Here is a 20,351-nt window from a genome sequence, read left to right as displayed (position 1 = left end):
AATTAAGAAATTAAGCTACATGAAAAATTAGTAATTTCTATCCTTTCCCAAAGAAAATTATTCAAAATAGCCTATAAATATTGAAACAGAATCCAGGAAGCGCCAGCTAGGATTCAAAATACACCGCCCTCAAAAACCAGGAATGTTTTATAATTTCCGGATGTATTCCATCGGAGTAGTACCTTCCTCTTCTTGAAAAGCACTAATAAAACGATATAAGGTTCCAAAGCCTGAAGCCATAGCAATAGCTTCCATTTCCTCTTGGCTAAGATTAACCGACTTGTTTTCCTCCAAAAGAGCCTTTGCATGCGCAATTCGCAACTGCGCCCTTAATTTGGTAAACTTCGACTTGATGATATAATTGAAACAATAATAAATATGGTGTTTGGGAATATCCAATTTCAAGGCTAAGAAATCAACATTAAAATCAGGATCTAAATACCATTTTTCTTGATGAATTTGATCTAAAATATAAATGGCATCCTGTTGGAATGAATCATCTGTTTTACCCACAAAAGAATAGACATCACTTGCATTGACTTTATGTTCAAAACTTCTTCTTCTACCCTTTTTGTGGATAGGAATTCCATAAAGGATGGGAGGAAATGCTAAAATCAATAAAGGAATGGTCAAGAAAAATATGCCTGTCAAATAACCCAGAGGGGATGAATTGACCATTTCTTTGTTGACCACATCTGAGAATATAAACATGAGAGCCCCTATCAGATAGCTTGCACAGGCTAGGGTAGATAAAGAAATCAACCAAATCAACCACCGTTTTATTAATGTCTTTTGAGCAGATACCGGACCATATTTACCTAAAGTGCGATTATACCTGAGAAATAAGGCAAGGGTCGCAATTAAATAAATCATGAAAAAGAAAGGCCGACCTAATACATTAAAATAACTTGGATAGAGCACCCCTTCATTCCAAACTTTAAGCACCTCCGGATTATCAATTATCTTTCGAGCAACAACAAGTTTATAGTCCCAATCTTTAAAATAGAATGGTAAAATTGATAAAAAGGAAAATACAGCCGGTATGAAATGTAAATAGTCTTTTTGAGAAAGCTTGTTTCGGTCTGTTAGGGTTCCTCGAACATAAAAGAACAAAAATGGGCCAAACAGATAATAGGTTGGGGTAATATGGTAATTAAATACCGCCATCAAGGACTCATTGTCCCCCATAAAAGCAAAGTAATGCAAAAGACCGGATAAGGCAATGGTAACTAAAAATCCTGTTAGATAAATGGTGTTTTTGTTTACTCGAAAGTTAAACACCGCCAATACCAGTGAAATAATGAGTTTGAAAGCGACTATGTAAATTAACATTTTCTAATTCAATTATTTCGGTTTGACATTAGCATGGCTGGGAAAAAATACGCTCCAATGTCGGTTGGGACAACAGCAAAAGACTCTGTAGCTTCGTTGGTGAAATAACCGGAGGAATACTTATTATAGAACAGCTCAAACTTTATTATAGAATGGTAAATGCAAAGGTAATTTGATTTTTAAATTAGCCTAATTTTTTTCAGAAATTTTTGTCTTCCTGGACAAATTAAAAATAGGTCAAAAATCCTTTTATTGGCCAAATAAGTGTAAAATATTCATTTTTATCCTGCTGATTAGCTATTTTTTTTGTATCAAAAAATCGATAAAATATAATTATTTCTTACACAAAATAGGTTGGTAAAAATGGAAATGAGGAGAGAGTCCATTTCATTTTTACCTTTTGAATTAGCCAAAAAATCAAATCCCTCCGTAAAATAAATACTTTATATACCCGGTAAGCACCTGAATGTTTTTTGAGGAAAAATCTTATTTTTGCCTTCCATTGTCCAAAAAACACTCAACCTATCCAATATGTTAAAATTGTCACTGAGTTTAATTTATTCATTTCTGATTTTCTGGGGTTTCCAATTCCTTCCAACTTCAGTTTCAAATAAAAAAACCAATACTCAATTTGTAGCAGATACCCTATCCAATGCCTCAGCTTGGCCTACTCAGGATATTCAGGTAAGTAATTTTGCTTCGGCAGATCTTACTCCAAGTCCGGCTTGTATTGCTGTAGCCGCCACGGGAGAGGTTTTTGTAGGAATTGACCAAATCGGCTCTTTGGGTAAAACACCCGGTAAAGGTTATATCTTAAAATTAATTGATTCCAATAATGATGGCCGAGTAGACCAGCAAAGTAAATTTGCCATGGTTGATAACCCTCGAGGAATCATTTCATTGGGGGATAAACTATATGTCCTTCACACTGTTTTCTCGCCAGAAACCAAGAAAGCAACTGGTATGGATTTAGTGGTTTTTGAAGATAAAAACAAAGACGGCGTGGCCGATGGACCTTCAAGTCCCTTGATTCAGCACATCAGTTCCCCTAAATTTTTACAGAGTAGAGGAACTGACCATGCCACCAATGGCATCAGAATGGGTATAGATGGCTGGATATACATTGCCGCAGGCGATTTTGGATTTCATAATGCCACAGATCGCAGTGGAAAGAAAATCACCATGCTTGGCGGAGGAATTGTCCGAGTAAGACCTGATGGTACTGAAATGGAAGTATATACGCATGGAACAAGAAATATCTATGATGTGGCAATTGACCCCTACATGAATATTTTCACCCGTGATAATACCAATGATGGCGCTGGATGGAATATCCGTTTCAGTCACCACATTCAATCTGGAGAATACGGTTATCCTTTGTTATTTAAACATTTTACAGAAGAAATACTCCCTGCTTTAGTGGATGTTGGGGGTGGTTCAGGAACGGGTTCTCTGTTCATGGATGAACCTACTTGGCCAGCTAAATATAACCAAGTACCCATGATGGCAGATTGGGGAAACAGTATGTTATACATTCATCGAGTAAGTCCGGACGGTGCTAGCTATACGCAGAAAGATGAAACTTTTATAAAGTTAAAGCAAATCACGGATTTAGATGTCGATGGTTCAGGCCGACTGTATTTAGCGGCTTGGGATGGTGCCGGATATTCGGGAAATCCCAATAAAGGTTTCGTCGTGCGTGCTGTACCTAAAGGCTGGACTTACAAAGCATTCCCTCAGCTTAGTCAATTATCGACGAATGAATTAGCCCAATTATTAGAGTCGAATAGTGCAGTAGCTCGATTAAACGCTCAACAAGAACTTTTAAACAGGGATTTAAAAGTAACTTCTTCCTTAGCATGGAAATTGGCCACAGATAAAAAGGCCCCAATTTATGCACGTTCAGCCGGTATATTCACCTATGCTCAAGCAACTAATGAACAGGGTATATTGCAATTAGTTAAATTATTGACTGACAAGGATGTCAAAGAATTGGCTATTAGAGCTATGGCAGACCGAAAAAGCAAAAATAAGTTAGTACCTACCCAAGCAATCATCGCTGCTTTAAAGGATGCCTCACCTAGAGTTCGTGTGAGTGCCGCCATCGCACTGGGTCGTTTAGGTAAAGCGGAAGCTATTCCAGCTCTTTTACAAGTTAAAGTACCCAATTCTTTTGTAGCTCCTCCCAAAGATCAAGAGGGCCCTCACGCTTCACCCAATTCAGCCATCATTCCTGCCCACGTTGCCGTTCAAGCCCTAGTGAAGCTAAATGCGGTGGATGCATGTGTGAAGGCCATTGCTGGTCCGAATTCAACCATCGCCTTATGGGCATTGCGCTACATGCACCAACCAAAAGCGGTGAATGGTTTAATCGCCGCCTACAAAAAATCGACTGACCCTAGCTTAAAAAAACAGTTATTAGCTAATATAGCCCGCTTGTACAAAAAAGAAGCAGACTATGAAGGAGAGTATTGGTGGAGCACTAAGCCTAATGGACATGGTCCATATTATAAGACGGTCGACTGGGAGTCTAGCCCTATTATCAAGAGTTTTTTATTGAATGAATTCCAACAAGCAAAAGAGTCTGATAAAGCGTATTTCGTTGATTTAAATGAAAAGAATCAAATGGAAATTGCTGAATTAGGTAGTAATACCAATATCCTTGCCAAAGATGAACCGAAAATCGACTTGGCCTCAATCCGTAATAAAAAAGGACAAATCGGAAATGCATCCATAGAAGATGTCATGTTGGCTATGGCTCAAATCAAAGGAAATCCCGCAACAGGAAGAGCCCTATTTACTAAACAAGGTTGCGTAGTTTGTCATAGTTTGAAAAGTGGTGAAACCTTAAAGGGGCCATTCATGGGTCAAATTGGAGCAATCATGAGTCGGGAGCAAATTGCCGAATCCATTTTAAAACCAAATGCATCCATTTCCCAAGGTTTTGTTACCGTATTAATCACAACCAAGGATAAAAAAGAGCACATGGGATTTGTGACAGCTGAATCTCCAGAGCGAATTGTTATGAGAGATATAAGCGGACAAATCACTAGCATTCGCACTGCCGATATACGCTCTAGAAAAGAAATGGAAACATCCATGATGCCCGATGGATTAACCAATGAACTATCCTATGAGGAGTTTGCTTCCCTAATTACCTTCCTATCGGAACAGAAAAAATAAATCAAAAAGGCCAATGTGACATTGGCCTTTTTTGTTCTTAAGAAATTTCAATAGGGTAAATTAAACCCTCAAAAAATCACCTTGCCATTCCACAATGGACTTCTTGATTTCTTTAGGTTTTAAATCCTGAAGGATAGACTTGTCAATTAAACCCAACAACTCGTTGTCGCTGGCAAATCGAAGGGCAACAATTTGATTGATACTCAGTAAATTTTCCTTTTCTGTAAAAGGCATATTAGTTAATTGAAAGTAACGCAAGCGCATTTCTAAGCGAATGATGCGATCTTGGTTTTTGTTCGCATAAATGCGAGTAATGAATGAAATTAAAATAAATAAAACGCCTACCACTAAATAAAGCCAATTGTCGACTGGATTTTCCAGAGTCAATTCAATGGTCCATATAAATAAGAAAAAGGTTAGTGGTATTACAATAAAATGATGCAAATGATAGTACCGGGTGTGGTTTTCGTAATCTTGATTCATAAAGTTAAAATTTAATCAATTATTATTAAAGAGTAGAATATGCTGCAATATTGGCAAAATTTTATCAAAATGATACTATAAATCAAAAACCGTTTAATAAATTATTTAAAAATGAGTACTTAATAAATGGTTGGAAATAAATAAGCCTCGAGAAAGCATAGACCAAGAATTTTTATGTTTAAACGGAATTTAAAATTATTCCTAGTAAAGAACATTGACCCCATCCCTATTCCATTTTAAATCCTTAAAGCTTGAAACAAACATGGCTAAAAATCCAACAAATTGAGTTAAATTCCGTTTGTATTGAAAATTTAATTTCTCATGTATATCGACCTAGAACGAATTTTACTTTCTATCCTGATAGGGGCCATCATAGGCCTTGAAAGGGAATATCGTTCCAAATCTGCCGGTTTAAGAACCATGATTTTGGTGTGTGTGGGATCATGTATTTTCACCATACTTTCCTACAAAATAGGCATAGGAAGCCAAGATAGAATTGCGGCTAACGTATTGACAGGTATAGGTTTCCTAGGAGCTGGAGTGATATTCAGAGAAAAAGATCGGGTTACCGGTATAACCACAGCCACCACCATTTGGGTGGTTTCAGCCTTGGGAATGACCATTGGAGCAGGATTTGAATTATTAGCTTGTTTCACCTCGGCCATCGTCATTATCATATTGAGCGCCTTTATTTTGGTTCAAAATTTTATCAGTAAACTAAATCACGTACGTGTATATACGTTGATATTTGAATATTCTGAAAGCTTTGATTATAAACATGTGGAACTGCTTTTCAAAAAGCTAAAAATGAAAATTCTATATTCTCAAAAAATAAAATCTGGCAAAGATTTCACCTTCAATCTTACGGTTCAAGGTTCAGAAAAAGCGCATCATTTGATTGCCAGCCAATTGCTGAAAAATGATAAAATCAAGCACTTGGAATTTTAGAAAATAGAGATTAGGGGTTAGGGATTAGAGATAAGGGATTAGGGATTAGGTTTTAGGGATTAGTGATAAGGGATTAGGGATTTTGCACGGTAGAAAATAATGTCAAAGGATTTACGAATTAGTGTTATTGGGGGTGGTGCAGCAGGTTTTTTTGCGGCCTTATCGGCAAAATACCACCATCCACAAGCCCATGTGCAAATCTTGGAAAAAACCTCGCACTTTTTGGCTAAAGTGAAAATTTCGGGTGGCGGCAGGTGTAATGTATGTCATGCTGAATTTAACAACAGAAAATTAGCTGAACATTATCCCAGAGGAGAGAAATTCCTAAAAAAGGCCTTTGAACAATTCAATGCGGCCAATACCATGGAGTGGTTTGAGCAAAGAAATGTGGTTTTAAAAACCTATCCAGACGGCTGCGTTTTCCCTCTATCAAATAGCTCGCAAAGCATCATGGATTGTTTTTTAAGAGAATCAAAAAAACTCGATATCGAATTATTGTTGCACCATAGTATAGATACTATGGAAAAACATGAAGACGGAAGTTTCACCTTACGCAGCAAAGACAAAATCATCACCGCAGACCGGGTGATTGTCACCACCGGTGGACAACCTAAATTAAGTGGATTAGCTTGGCTGTCGGCACTAGGACATACTGTTATTCCTCCAGTTCCTTCCCTTTTCACTTTCAACATGCCAAATGAAGCCATTAAGGAATTCATGGGACTTGTGGTGGAGAAAGCAACAGTCCGCATTGAAGGTCAAAAATTATTGGGTAAGGGCCCTTTGCTAATAACACACTGGGGTATGAGCGGTCCGGCTATTTTGCAATTATCCGCCTGGGGAGCTAGAATCCTAGCTGAATTAAATTACCAATTTTCCATTTTAGTAAATTGGTTAGATGAGATGAAAGAAGCAGAACTTCGCCTCATCTTAGATCAGACAAGGAAAATCCATGGTGGTAAAATGATGAGCAATCATTGTCCATTTCCTATACCAACTCGTCTTTGGAACTTCTTACTCACCAAAAACGAAATTTTACCCGCTTCCCGTTGGAATGAGGTCAACCCAAAACAAGTAAACAAATTAGTTAATACCTTACTGAATGATCGCTATCAGGTCATGGGCAAAACAACATTTAAAGAAGAATTCGTGACAGCCGGAGGAATTGACCTGGCTGAAATAGATGTACAAAGCATGGAAAGCAAAGTAATTCCAGGCTTATACTTTGCCGGAGAATTACTCGATATTGACGGAATAACGGGAGGATTTAATTTCCAAGCCGCCTGGACAACAGGATATATTGCGGGAAAACATGCTGGTCTATAAGCCTGTAAATCAGGTTGACAAATGGCTTTTATTTCAATATTTTTGTTTAGCTAATTTGAAAAGAATTTCATCACTCTACCTATTCTCATGAACAGAAGAAGCGCATTAAAAAACCTAAGTTTAGTCTTGGGAACTTCCGCTTTACCCAATTGGGCGTACCAGTGGAATACCCAATCTTTTACCGCTTTACATGGCCCCAACACTGATTTATTAGGGTCCATTGTCAATGCCATTATTCCAGAGACAGATAGCCCAGGAGCTAAAACCATTGGTGCTCATCTCTATATCGAACGCATGGTGAAAGACTGTATGAGCCAAGAGGAGCAAAAAGCCTTTCAAAACGGTTTGCAAAAGGTTAGTAATACGGCAAAGCAAAGCTATCAAAAAACATTTCCTCAGCTGAGCACACAGGAACAAATCAGCCTTTTGACCAGCCTACAAAATTCTTCCATACCTGAGGAAAGCCAGTTTTTCAAGCGTTTAAAAGGATTAACCCTGGCCTCCTACATGAGTTCTGAATACTTCCTAACTCAGCATAGAAATTATACCATGGCTCCAGGTTTTTTTCATGGTTGTGTTCCTGTTCAATAAGTTTTATTCTCTCAAGACATGTCTAATTTCAATATAGATTCAAAAAAACAAAGAACCTTTGACGCCATTGTAGTGGGTTCAGGAATAAGCGGTGGTTGGGCTGCCAAAGAATTGTGCGACAATGGATTAAAAACGCTCGTATTAGAACGCGGTCGCGATGTTAAGCATATAGTAGATTACCCGACTACCTTAAAGGAACCCTGGGAATTTGATCATTTAGGTGCTTTAACCAAAGAAATGAAGGATGCCAATCCCATCGCCACCAAATGCTATGCTTTTAATGAAGATTCATCTCATTTTTTTGTTAAGGATAAGGAACACCCATACATTCAAGAGAAACCATTTGACTGGATACGAGGCTACCAAGTAGGCGGAAAATCCCTTCTGTGGGCTCGCGGTACCCAACGCTGGTCTAAATATGATTTTGAAGGACCCGCGCGTGATGGATTCGATAATCACTGGCCCATAACTTATCAAGACCTAGCACCTTGGTATAGCCATGTGGAAATATTTGCAGGTATCAGTGGGAACAAAGATGGCTTGGAGCAATTGCCCGACGGCGAGTTTTTACGGCCGCACGAACAATCTTGCGTAGAAAAACATTTTTCTGCCGAGATGAAAAAACATTATAAAGGAACTCGTCCCGTTATTATCGGTCGATGCGCCCACTTAACTGACCCTCAGCCTATCCACTTTCAACAAGGTAGAGCGCAGTGCCAGCAACGTGATTTATGCCAAAGGGGCTGTCCTTATGGCGGCTATTTTTCCAGTAACTCTTCTACCCTACCTTGGGCCGAAAAAACAGGAAATTTAACTCTTAGACCTAATTCAGTTGTTCACTCCATCATTTACGATGAAAAATCGGGAAAGGCCTCTGGAGTGAAAGTCATTGATAGCAAAACCAAAGAAGAAATACATTTTTATGCTAAAATTATCTTCTTAAATGCCGCTACCATCAACACCAACCTGATTTTACTAAATTCTAAGTCGCACCGTTTCCCTAATGGATTAGGCAATGATAATGGGCTTATGGGGCATTACATCCATTTCCATAATTTCCACACCGGGATGTCGGCCGAATATGAAGGTATGCTTGAAAGTAAAACAGAAGGTATTCGTCCAAACGGAAGTTATATTCCTCGCTTCCGAAATGTATTTAAGCAGGAGACCGACTTCCTGCGTGGTTATGCAGCGGGCTTCAGTGCCCGCCGACCTATCTTAAGCAATCAAGATGGTTTAGGCCAAGAATTAAAAGATAATTTATTCAAAAAGAAATATGGCAATTGGGTTGTTGGCTCTCATTTCATGGGTGAAACCATTCCTAAGCATGCTAATTATGTCAAATTAGATGCCACACAAAAAGACGACTGGGGAGTACCTTTGGCTCGCCTGCATGTAGATTTTGATGATAATGACCGCAAAATGGAGCAAGATTATCAAGACCAAATGACGGAAATGTTGACTTTGGCAGGCTTTAAAAACATCAAAGCCAACCCTAAGAAAACTTGGAATCCGGGATTGGATATTCATGAAATGGGCGGTGTCATCATGGGAAATGACCCTAAAACCTCCCAATTAAATAAATGGAACCAGTTACATCATTGTAAAAATGTATTTGTTACGGATGGGGCTAGTATGACATCGAATTCCACTCAGAACCCATCATTAACCTACATGGCTTTAACGGCACGTGCAGCAAATTATGCGGTAGCTGAATTAAAAAAGAAAAACCTGTAATAAGGGAAGGCTGTAACAAAACACATGGGCACATGCTAAAAGGTAACTCGTTGATATGATAAAAAAATGCTTGCTTCGTACCTGTAGTATTTACCTTTTACCACTGTTTCTTTTCCTCTCTTTTCCATCCATAGGAAAAACAGGAGCCGATTCCGCTGCATATAAATCCATACTAAATATAGCCTATGGAAGCGCAGAGGATGGCAGAAATTTATTGGATATATTTTTACCCAATCAAGTAAATGCCCATACCAAAATGCTGGTATTCATCCATGGAGGATATTGGACCAAAGGAAGTAAAAACCAATTACCAAAACCTTTGATTGAATTACTAACAGGTAAAAAGGGTTATGCCCTGGCATCCATCAATTACCGATTAGTAAAAAATGATCAAAACCGCTTTCCAGCCCAATTAGAAGATATTCAACAAGCCATCAATTTCCTGAATTCAAAAGCAGACAGCCTGGGATATAAAAAAGGGGAATTTGGGCTTTTAGGTGCTAGTGCAGGGGCCTATTTAGCTTTGATGTATGCTTACACGGCCGACAAAAACAAGGAAATTAAAACCGTAATCGATATCGTTGGGCCAACTGACTTTACCGACCCTATGGTTAGAGGCAAAAATATAGAAGCAGACAAAACCATTACCAACTTTTTGGGGGTAGCTGACCCCAATGCTCCCCTAGCGAAAGAATCTAGTCCTCTGCTACGTGTGACGGCATCCAGCGGAGTGCCAACCATCATTTTTCATGGTGAAAATGATGAGGTTGTCCATGTTCAACAAGCCAAAAACTTGTATACCAAACTAAGTCAATTGGGCGTCAAAACACAATTAGAATTGTACCCCAATGAAACGCATGAAATGAGAAAAAGCCTGTTTAGCGTTTTCATGAAAATGGGTATCTGGTTAGATCAAGTTTACCCAAGCGGACATAAAAACTAGTTTTGGGGTTCTAATACCACTTGATATTTCAAATTTTGACCTGTTTGTGTGGCTATTTTAAAACCTACAAATCGGGTACCAGGATTGGGAGCATCATAATCGTGATTGGGCTGTGTAGACCAAGTAATCCATTTTCCTTTTAAGCCTGTCAACTTCAGATTCAACCGCTTTCCATGTTGAGTCAAATAAGCTTTTCCGCCCCCATTTTCATGAAACTCAGCTGTAGTTAGCATGGTCCAAACTAATTCTCCCCCTTGTTTTATGGAGGAAACCTCATCCCTTATTTCAACCTGTTTTTGTTGGACAATAGCTATTTCCCGATGTACCGCAGTGGCTTGCTCGGGATATAGGGAACTTAAATCTAGACCAAATTCCATTCGATTATTGGAATTTTGTTTCGTCACTACCTCAGCCTTGCCTTTAACAGCTTGTAATTGATTGTTCAAGGTTATGGTATTGTGCGACATATTATGATACCGAAAAACATCCCAACGCTGGGAATTCTGATCTTTTCCCCAAATGCCCACGCCTTTGGATTCTAAAGACTCATAATTCTGCATACCAAAATCCATCGCCCAACGCTCTCCCAATGCATCAAAAACAAAAGAACCAACATCCATGTGCCCATGATTGACGGATGGAGATCCACCTTTTATACCCACATAAAGCGCATTTTTATCTGTCCAAGAAGTCCGCATCATAGCCACAGGATTAGGGCCACCACCTACATAAGTTAATTGCTGGGGTATTTCTTGATTGACCAAGGATAAGTCCTTACCCCAAATCATTACCAAGGGTAAAAGTCTATCCGAAACCAAATTCTTACTAGTTTTTAGTGTGTTGATTTCTGTAAATAATAAACTAGTGTTTTTTGTTTTGGAGGCGAACCAAAACATGGCTGGATGAAAATCAATCCCATCTCCAGAATCGGAGTAATTGAAATTTTTCTGTGAAGGTCCGGTCATGTGCAACAAATAATTGGCACTGGCATAAAAACCAGGTAATTGATTTAGCCCAAAATCTGAGCCGTAAACCTTTTCAATGGCATCATTGTATAATACTTGAAAGGAAGTTCCATATCCCCAATAGGCATAGCCCTCTGGATAAGCCCCGTCGGGAGCATAATCTTTCATGGGTAATACGATGGATTTTTGGGCACGCTGAATTAATTCTTTGGCTTTATCAGGATAATCCTCTTGAATGGCCAAAATACCTAAACTTATTCCGGCATTACATACCTGATTCCAATTATGGCTAGCTTTTAACCAGGAGGTATAACGCTCATCATAGGAAGGTTCAATTCCTTTGGTCAGAATAGCCGACTGTATTACTTTTTTTGATTCAGCAGATAATACCTCAAATAACCAATCATAGCCAATAGCCACTGCCGTCGTCATTTCAGCCACATCTAAAAAATGGGATGGATTCCAATCAGAAAATTGACAAATTTGAAGCAATTCCCTTTCGGCCCTCTGAGCATATTTAGCCTGCTTTGTCAAGCGGTAAGCATAGGACCAAAACAAGGTTCTTCGTAGCATTTCACGGGAAACTCCTAAGAGTCTACGACCAATTTGCTTACGAATCAAAGGCTCCTTTAAGAGCAATGCATCAGCCTCTTGCAAAATTTGTCTATGTAAATTTGCCCAAAGCGTATCCTGTTGAATGTTCTTAAGAATAATAGCTTCATCTTCCTTGAAAAACAATAAGCGCGGATGTCCTTGTGCAGCGGGAATCAAGGTTTTAAATTCCTGTGCCCAAGCAGTTTGAGCTAATAAAACGCAACAAAATAAAAATACTTTTTTCATGTAGGTTCCATAGGTTTTGAGGAACCAAACTTATGGAAAAATTATGGAACATAAGGTAATAAAACTGGCTAATCATGAAATCTAAATAACCATATATCTTTGGTGGGTTTAGATAAATTAGCATTTAAGAATAGTAATGGCCAAAATTGAGCCTATTCAAGGTGTTCACTTTAAAGCTATCATTGAAATGAATGGGTATAAAAAAACACCCGACTGATTGGCAATCGGGTGTTTGGAAAAAATTTGAATTACAATACTTTGTCGGTATCCGTAGTGAATATCCTTGTACTAATGGTATAGCTTCCACCATTAGGATCTTTGTACTTCAAGTCCATATAAAATGCTTGATAGCCCTTTTTAACATAAGGAATCACGTATTTAACCGTATTTCCCACAGGCTTAACCCGCTGAGTTAGCCATAAATTATTCCTAAAATCACGGTCTGCGGAAGTTGTACCCCAAATAGCCGCATCTTCTAAATCGGTAGGATTAGCATTTACGGTTAATTCAAAACCATCTTTACCTTTCACCACATTCCAAGTAGGTACAGGCACTTCTTTATTTTGAAGACTTAATCCAAAGAAAGCACTTAATGCTTCAATGGCCTGTTTGCCTCCAGCCAAATCATGGCCTGCATTGGGTACATAATGGATAAGGTTTTTACCAGGAATTTGATCAAAATAATGTTTGATAGCATCAGCTGTCCAATATGGGTCATTAGTTCCAATAAAAATAATTTTCGGAATGGTCATGGAAGCTCGATACGAGTAGGGATCAATCATGGAAGTAATAGCCTTACCAGTAGGTGTACCAGTGCCCTGCGGAATTCCCAATTTTACATAGTCTTCAATTTGGTCACTGTATTCACCATAGGTATCTTTTTGATAATTCAAAGTAGCGGGCATATTTAACATATCAATCACCATAGGCCCAATGGCCTTCACTCGCTTATCCCCAATAGCAGATGATAACCACGTAGTCCATCCCCTTTTTGATGCTCCTGAAATGACAAAGTCCTTAATTTGAATTCCTGCTTTTTTATTAGCAAATTCTTGAATGGCATCCATTCCCCTCACCGCTGATTTTACCATCGGAAACAATAATGGCCAAGAATGATCTCCTGTTTCTCTAAATTGATGTAAAGTATAAGAGATTAACTCATCCTCTGTTTTTCCACCATAAAGAGGTTGATTAGGCACTTGCTTAATTAAGGCTACCACCGCATGGTTTTTTGCGGCCACCATCGACAAGTAATTCCACATTTTATCTTCTTTGCTCCAATTTGGTTGTTCATCCTTATTGCTACCACCCGTAATAAAGAGCATAGCTCCTTCATAATTTACTTTGGCAGGTATGATGATGGTCAATTGGTGCTTCCAAGTGATATTTTGCCACTTTTGTGAAGTTAATAAGACATTATACCCTTTGGATGTTCCTAAAGAAACTGAATCCTTTAATTCCCACTGATAAGTCTTATCTCCATTGGCCATATAACTTTTTAAGGCCGTTTCAGGATTTACTTTCTGTCCAAAGCTGGTAAAGGCTAGTAGGCAAAGGGTAGCGATACTTAATACTACTTTTTTAATTGATGTGTACATGTTAAATTTTGAAGGTTTAGAATTGATTCTCAATATACTCTATTAATTTATTTTTACCCAAAAATCCAATAGTTTGGATGTAATAAAGCAGGTAACTACTACTCTGATAGATAAATAGGAATCAACTTAATAAGTCATGTAACAATTTTACCGAAAACCTAAACTTAAACTTAGGCACGAAAACATAAATTTTTCTAAGTCTGATTTTAATGCTGTGGAATCAAGATGGTTCATACATAGAACATAGTTATTTAAAATGGTAGCTACTTTCAGGAGGATAAAAACGGAGGAAGGCAATTTAGGCTAGCTTGTAACTTTAGCGATGGATATTTCTATTTCTATCAAATAATTGAGATTAACAGGCATAAACGGGGGATGAATATTTACTGAATATGAACAAACATAAATTGTAAAAAAATATTCAAAAAAATCAAATCTACATTTATAAAATTATGATTACAACTAATTCATTATCAATTACTTATGTAATTTAAAGAAAATTTGTAAAGTTAAATCAATTTTAAACTATTATTTACATCAATTAAACTTAGCTTGTTTTTGCGGCCAAATCAGCTTAGTAAACATTTTCAAATTTCGACCCGAAAAATTATCGATCAGGTCAATTTTCGGACCTTAGCTTTAAAAACACTCAGCCCACTTTTTTTGTCCTTAATTTGTAATTGGAAACTTTATTAGCAGGTAACAATTATAATTTGGCAACAATTTGAAGTTATTTCGCATCGAAGAAAACCCCAATTAGGATTTCTTTTGATTAAAAACAGATTACTCCTTGTTCTAATAAACTTAAGTTAAACCAGACGTTCATCGTTCAAAAACGTTTTGTTTTGACAATTTTGTCTATTTGGCCTTCTGGCGCAATCTAATTTTTCTCAATAAGTCTTCCCGATGGTAATAAAGTCCATGCGCAAGCAAGGCTTGGGTTTTGTTCTCTAACCCTACTATTTCATTAACCAAATAGTTACCTAAATTATATTGTATGCACAAAAACCTCAACTCAAACAAAGAGGCTAAAAAACGACCCTTCCTTTTGAAGGTCTTATTTTTGGCTACTTTTTTAATCTCACTTTCAGCAGCCATGCCAGCATGGGCAGGAACGGTATCTGTTACCTTCAATAAAGGATATATTGGAGCCAATACCAACAACCAACCAGCAGCTACTGGTGGCTTTGCCACTGATGTTAAAGGAATTACTAAATTATCATTTAGTCAAAATTCAAGTACTAATGTATTTGAATTGCAAAGTACACTTCAAGGAAATGACTTACTAGGTTATGTTACTTTTACAGACTTTGCTAATGTGAATCACACAATTAATGGACAAATCAACTGGCGAGAAACAGGTCCTCCTAGTAATACTGTTAGAACAATAGTATTTCGACCTGCTACTGGTACAAATGTAACCATAACTACCTCAACAGGAACCTACAACATTTTAGAAACCAGTGCTATAGGATTAACCCTGAACGGTCAAATATTAAATATGGACAATACAGGCGCACTTTCAGGAAACGCAGCTAATGTATCAACACTCTTAGATGATTTGAATGCATATTTGGCTGCTCAGCCCAAGCTAAATATTACCTCAACATTAAGTGTTACTGAGGCAGTAGGTGGAGTAAATGCTGTAGCAACAGTAACTTTAAGTCCAGCTGCAACGGTTGCCACTACGGTAAATTATACCACTTCTGGTGGAACAGCTACCAATGGAACGGATTATACCAATACTAGCGGTACCTTAACATTTGCTATTGGAGAATCTTCCAAAACTATCACAGTACCCGTTTTAGATGATTTATTAGCGGAAGGAACAGAGACATTCAATATTGTAATTGCGGACGCTGTTAACGCAGCCAATGTAACCAATACAACGGTTGTTTCAATCCTCGACAATGAAACAGCTCCAAGTAATTTAACATATCCAACTCCCAATGTTTATACTGTTGGATCCGCCATTACTTCCCTTGATCCACTTACGGTAACAGGACCAGTTGTGTCTTATGCACTAGCTTCGGGTACCTTACCAACCGGTTTATCATTTAACACGGCAAATGGTAAAATTACTGGAACTCCTACAGCAGTTACCGCATTAAGAAACTTTACGGTAACAGCGACCAATGCCTTAGGAAGCACTACATCCAACACATTTTCTATCACGGTAAATGATGTAGCACCAACAGGATTAACTTATAATACGACAAATGTATATACTGCGGGCTCAGCCATTACTTCGCTTAACCCTTCAGTTACAGGTAATGTTGTTTCTTATGCCTTAACCTCAGGAACATTACCTGCTGGATTATCATTTAGCACAGTAGATGGTAAAATTACAGGTACTCCAACAACAGTTACTGCATTAAGAAGCTTTACTGTAACGGCAACAAATTCAGGCGGTAGTACCGTGTCTAATACCTTTACTATAACAGTAAACGATGTAGCTCCTAGCAATTTAAGCTACCCAACACCAAGAGTTTATGTAGTAAATAATGCGATTACCTCTTTAGATCCCTCAGTTACAGGAAATGTAGTATCATACGCCTTAACTTCAGGTACTTTACCAACTGGATTATCTTTCAACACGGCAAATGGTAAAATCACAGGTACTCCAACGGCAGTTACTTCCATAAGAAACTTTACTGTAACGGCCACTAATACAGGTGGTGATGCGGTTTCTAATATTTTCTCCATTACGGTAATTGCCTCAGCCCCACCAGCTCCTACTGGTTTATCTTATAATACACCTAATGTTTACACAGTCGGTACAGCGATTTCCTCGCTTAACCCTGCTGTAACAGGTACGGTTGACTCTTATGCATTAACATCAGGTACTTTACCAAGTGGTTTAAGCTTCAATACTGCTGATGGTAAAATTACGGGAACTCCAACGGCAGCTACTGCTTTGAGAAACTTTACTGTAACAGCAACTAATGCAGGTGGTGATGCGGTTTCCAACACATTTAGTATTACCGTTAATGACCCTGCACCTACAGGATTAAGCTATAATACTCCGAACGTGTATACAGTAGGAACGGCGATTCCTTCGCTGAATCCTTCGATTACTGGTAATGTGGTATCTTATGCTTTAACAAGTGGTACACTTCCAGCAGGTTTATCTTTCAGCACCGTTGATGGAAAAATCACTGGTACTCCAACTGCCGTAACTGGATCAAGCAACTTCACAGTAACTGCTACCAATACAGGAGGTAATACGGTATCTAATACTTTTACCATTACGGTTAATGATGCTGTTCCTACAGGATTAAGCTATAATACTCCGAACGTGTATACAGTAGGTACGGCGATTCCTTCGCTGAATCCTTCGATTACAGGTAATGTAGTATCTTATGCTTTAACAAGTGGTACTCTTCCAGCAGGTTTATCTTTCAGCACCGTTGATGGAAAAATCACTGGTACTCCAACTGCAGTAACGGCATTAACTAGTTTCACTGTAACTGCTACCAATTCTGGCGGAAGTGTTGTATCTAATACCTTTACGATGGTAGTCAATTCTGGTCTTCCACCAGATGCGGATGGTGATGGAGTTTCAGATGCGCAAGAAGCCCTTGACGGAACTAATCCAAATGATGGATGTTCTTATAATCCTGCAAGTCAAATTTTTGCGAATACGACCTTGACTTGGAGAAATACCGATTGTGATGGTGACGGAACTAATAATGGTACTGATCCGCAACCGCTTAACTATTGTGTGGGTGGTGCAGGTGGAAATCCTCCAGCTATTGGATCTCCAAGTTATGTGATTTTCGGAGCCAATGACTGTGATAATGACGGTCTACCAAACAGCGTAGAATGTGCTTCTGGTGGCCCTAACTGCCAAGATTACGATTCTGACGGTCTACCAAACTTCCAAGATCCAGATTCAGATAATGATGGTATCCCAGATAGCATCGAGAAAAACATTGACTCTGATGGCGACGGTATTCCAAACTACTTAGATTTAGATTCTGATAATGATGGTATCTTAGATAGTACAGAAAAAAATTCTGACCGCGATGGTGATGGTATTCCAAACTACTTAGATCTTGATTCTGATGGTGATTCTATCTTAGATGCATGGGAAGCAACCGATTCAAGACGTGGTGTGATTGACCCGAATTACAATGGTCGCGTAGATGTAAATGGCGCGTTCATAGATGCTAACAAAAACGGTTTAGCCGATTTCTTAGAGTCTAATCCTGCTCCAATTCCAGATACAGATAAAGACGGTACGCCTGATTATTTAGATTTAGATTCAGACGGTGATTCTTTATTAGATAGTAAAGAATTAACCGCAGATCCAGATGGAGATGGTCGTCCTAATTACCGCGATTTAGATTCTGATGGTGATTGGTTAGGTGATAGCGATGAAAGAGACGGAGATAATGATGGAGATAAAATCCCTAATTACCTAGATCTAGATTCAGATGGTGATACCATTCCAGATGCTTGGGAAGGTAAGAACAAATGTGCTACCTGTACCAACTTAAATGATGGTAATGGAGATGGTTGGGATGATCGCGGACAATATGTTGCTGTGATTGACACAGACAAAGACGGATCTCCAGACTTCTTAGATTTAGATTCGGACAATGATTGTATTCCTGATCGAGTTGAATTAGGCGGTGACATCGACGGTGATGACAAACCTAACTTCCGTGATCTTGATTCGGATAATGATAGTATCCCAGATGCCCTAGAAGCTGTTTCATGTAACTCTCCAGTAGATACAGATAATGACGGAGCTAAAGACTTTGAGGATTTAGATTCTGATAATGATGGCATCCCTGACAAGATAGAAGCGGGTGCTGATCCTACTAATCCAGTGGATACAGATAAAGATGGTACACCTGACTTCCGTGATTTAGATTCAGACAATGACGGTATTCCTGATAAAGTAGAAGCGGGTGCTGATCCAACTAATCCAGTTGATACGGATAAAGATGGTACACCTGATTTCAGAGATATCGATTCAGATAACGATGGTATCCCTGATAAAATAGAAGCTGGTGCAGATCCAAATAATCCAGTGGATACAGATAAAGATGGTACGCCTGATTACCGCGACTTAGATTCTGATAATGACGGTATTCCGGATAAAATTGAAGCTGGTGCTGATCCTAATAACCCTGTTGACACAGATAAAGATGGCACACCTGATTTCAGGGATTTAGATTCTGACAACGATGGTATCCCAGATAAAATTGAAGCTGGTTCTGATCCAAATAATCCTGTAGATACAGATAATGATGGTACTCCTGATTTCCGTGATCTTGATTCAGATAATGATGGTATCCCGGATAAAATAGAGGCAGGTAATGACCCTAATAATCCAGTAGATACTGACAAAGATGGTACGCCAGACTTCCGTGATACCGATTCGGACAATGATGGTATCCCAGATTTATTTGAAGCAGGTAAGGATCCAAACAACCCTGTAGATACAGATAAAGATGGTACACCTGATTACCGCGATTTAGACTCGGATAATGATGGTATCCCAGATAGCATTGAGGCAGGTAAAGACCCAATCAATCCTATAGATACAGATAAGGACGGTACACCTGATTTCCGTGACTTAGATTCGGATAATGATGGTATCCCGGATAAAGTGGAAGCAGGTAAAAACCCAAGCAATCCAACTGATACCGACAAAGATGGTATTCCAGATTTCCGTGAATTGGATTCGGATAACGACAGCATTCCTGATAAAGTAGAAGCTGGTAATAACCCGAATAACCCAATTGATACAGATTCTGACGGCAATCCTGATTTCCAAGATACTGATACAGATAATGATGGTATCCCAGATAAAATAGAAGCCGGTTCTAATCCATCTGTACCTGTTGATACAGACAATGACGGTACTCCTGACTTTAGAGATCTAGATTCTGACAATGACGGCTTTATGGATAAAGTGGAAGCTGGCGCTAACCCTGCTACCCCATTAGACACAGATAAAGACGGTAAACCAGATTTCCAAGATACAGATAATGATAACGATGGTATCCTAGATATCATGGAAGACAATCTAGATTACGGCGGATTACCTGACTGTGATAATGACGGAATTCCAAATCGTTTAGATCCAGATGTATGTCCTACGTTTATTCCACAAGGTATTTCACCAAATGGTGACGGTAAAAATGACAAATTGATTATTCCAGGAATCTTAGGATTCAAGAATACATTGACCATTTTCAACCGTTGGGGTGAGATTGTGTACGAAACCAAAGACTACAAAAATACCTGGGGCGGTGAAGGTGCTAATGCGTTTATTTTGAAAGATGGTTTACTTCCTGACGGAGTTTACTACTACATCGTTGATTTCTATGGTATTAAACCAAACATCTCAACTTATCTATTCATTAATAGACTAAAAATCAAGTAATC

The 20,351-nt window shown here is 38.6% G+C and carries 11 protein-coding genes; 7 read left to right on the top strand and 4 right to left on the bottom strand.

What is annotated here, in order from left to right; all coding sequences use genetic code 11:
- Window positions 1-147: 147 nt before the first annotated feature.
- Complete coding sequence (locus ACST15_RS09560; RefSeq protein WP_459454431.1) at window positions 148-1,332, bottom strand: AraC family transcriptional regulator; 1,185 nt, start codon at window positions 1,330-1,332, stop codon at window positions 148-150.
- A gap of 531 nt (window positions 1,333-1,863) precedes the next feature.
- Here ACST15_RS09560 and ACST15_RS09555 point away from each other — a divergent pair.
- A complete protein-coding gene (locus ACST15_RS09555) occupies window positions 1,864-4,515 on the top strand; it encodes a DUF7133 domain-containing protein (RefSeq protein ID WP_459454430.1) in 2,652 nt (883 codons plus the stop codon).
- Between the two features lie 60 nt (window positions 4,516-4,575).
- Here ACST15_RS09555 and ACST15_RS09550 read toward each other — a convergent pair whose 3' ends face one another.
- Window positions 4,576-4,998, bottom strand: a complete 423-nt coding sequence (locus tag ACST15_RS09550; RefSeq protein WP_459454429.1) for a DUF6526 family protein — start codon at window positions 4,996-4,998, stop codon at window positions 4,576-4,578.
- Between the two features lie 321 nt (window positions 4,999-5,319).
- On the opposite strand from ACST15_RS09550, the gene ACST15_RS09545 reads away from it, so the two are divergent.
- From ACST15_RS09545 to ACST15_RS09525, 5 genes are all read left to right on the top strand, one after another.
- Window positions 5,320-5,946, top strand: coding sequence for an MgtC/SapB family protein (locus ACST15_RS09545; RefSeq protein WP_459454428.1), 627 nt, complete (start codon window positions 5,320-5,322; stop codon window positions 5,944-5,946).
- A 99-nt stretch (window positions 5,947-6,045) separates the two neighbouring features.
- Window positions 6,046-7,272 (top strand): BaiN/RdsA family NAD(P)/FAD-dependent oxidoreductase, encoded by a 1,227-nt coding sequence (locus tag ACST15_RS09540; RefSeq protein WP_459454427.1) that lies wholly within the window; start codon window positions 6,046-6,048, stop codon window positions 7,270-7,272.
- An 87-nt stretch (window positions 7,273-7,359) separates the two neighbouring features.
- Entirely contained in the window at window positions 7,360-7,863 is a 504-nt protein-coding gene (locus ACST15_RS09535) for a gluconate 2-dehydrogenase subunit 3 family protein (RefSeq protein ID WP_459454426.1), read from the top strand.
- A gap of 18 nt (window positions 7,864-7,881) precedes the next feature.
- Window positions 7,882-9,600, top strand: coding sequence for a GMC oxidoreductase (locus ACST15_RS09530; protein WP_459454425.1), 1,719 nt, complete (start codon window positions 7,882-7,884; stop codon window positions 9,598-9,600).
- 55 nt (window positions 9,601-9,655) lie between these two features.
- Entirely contained in the window at window positions 9,656-10,543 is an 888-nt protein-coding gene (locus tag ACST15_RS09525; protein ID WP_459454424.1) for an alpha/beta hydrolase fold domain-containing protein, read from the top strand.
- Here ACST15_RS09525 and ACST15_RS09520 read toward each other — a convergent pair.
- Window positions 10,540-12,348: a heparinase II/III domain-containing protein gene (locus tag ACST15_RS09520; protein WP_459454423.1), complete on the bottom strand. Its 1,809-nt coding sequence runs from the start codon at window positions 12,346-12,348 to the stop codon at window positions 10,540-10,542. The genes ACST15_RS09525 and ACST15_RS09520 overlap by 4 nt on opposite strands.
- 248 nt (window positions 12,349-12,596) lie before the next feature.
- Window positions 12,597-13,946, bottom strand: coding sequence for a PhoPQ-activated pathogenicity-related family protein (locus ACST15_RS09515; protein WP_459454422.1), 1,350 nt, complete (start codon window positions 13,944-13,946; stop codon window positions 12,597-12,599).
- Window positions 13,947-14,943: 997 nt separating this feature from the next.
- On the opposite strand from ACST15_RS09515, the gene ACST15_RS09510 reads away from it, so the two are divergent.
- Window positions 14,944-20,349 (top strand): putative Ig domain-containing protein, encoded by a 5,406-nt coding sequence (locus tag ACST15_RS09510; protein ID WP_459454421.1) that lies wholly within the window; start codon window positions 14,944-14,946, stop codon window positions 20,347-20,349.
- The last annotated feature ends 2 nt before the right edge of the window (window positions 20,350-20,351 follow it).

The organism is Aquirufa sp. Wall-65K1, from assembly GCF_054558475.1.
Note: the sequence above shows the minus strand (reverse complement) of the source record. Positions and strands in the feature narration are given on the sequence as shown.

Bases quoted from the DNA above. Each gene is read 5' to 3' on its own strand.
- ACST15_RS09545 (WP_459454428.1), top strand. From the start codon at position 5,320: ATGTATATCGACCTAGAACGAATTTTACTTTCTATCCTGATAGGGGCC.
- ACST15_RS09525 (WP_459454424.1), top strand. From the start codon at position 9,656: ATGATAAAAAAATGCTTGCTTCGTACCTGTAGTATTTACCTTTTACCA.
- ACST15_RS09530 (WP_459454425.1), top strand. From the start codon at position 7,882: ATGTCTAATTTCAATATAGATTCAAAAAAACAAAGAACCTTTGACGCC.
- ACST15_RS09520 (WP_459454423.1), bottom strand. From the start codon at position 12,348: ATGAAAAAAGTATTTTTATTTTGTTGCGTTTTATTAGCTCAAACTGCT.
- ACST15_RS09560 (WP_459454431.1), bottom strand. From the start codon at position 1,332: ATGTTAATTTACATAGTCGCTTTCAAACTCATTATTTCACTGGTATTG.
- ACST15_RS09515 (WP_459454422.1), bottom strand. From the start codon at position 13,946: ATGTACACATCAATTAAAAAAGTAGTATTAAGTATCGCTACCCTTTGC.
- ACST15_RS09550 (WP_459454429.1), bottom strand. From the start codon at position 4,998: ATGAATCAAGATTACGAAAACCACACCCGGTACTATCATTTGCATCAT.
- ACST15_RS09510 (WP_459454421.1), top strand. From the start codon at position 14,944: ATGCACAAAAACCTCAACTCAAACAAAGAGGCTAAAAAACGACCCTTC.
- ACST15_RS09555 (WP_459454430.1), top strand. From the start codon at position 1,864: ATGTTAAAATTGTCACTGAGTTTAATTTATTCATTTCTGATTTTCTGG.
- ACST15_RS09535 (WP_459454426.1), top strand. From the start codon at position 7,360: ATGAACAGAAGAAGCGCATTAAAAAACCTAAGTTTAGTCTTGGGAACT.
- ACST15_RS09540 (WP_459454427.1), top strand. From the start codon at position 6,046: ATGTCAAAGGATTTACGAATTAGTGTTATTGGGGGTGGTGCAGCAGGT.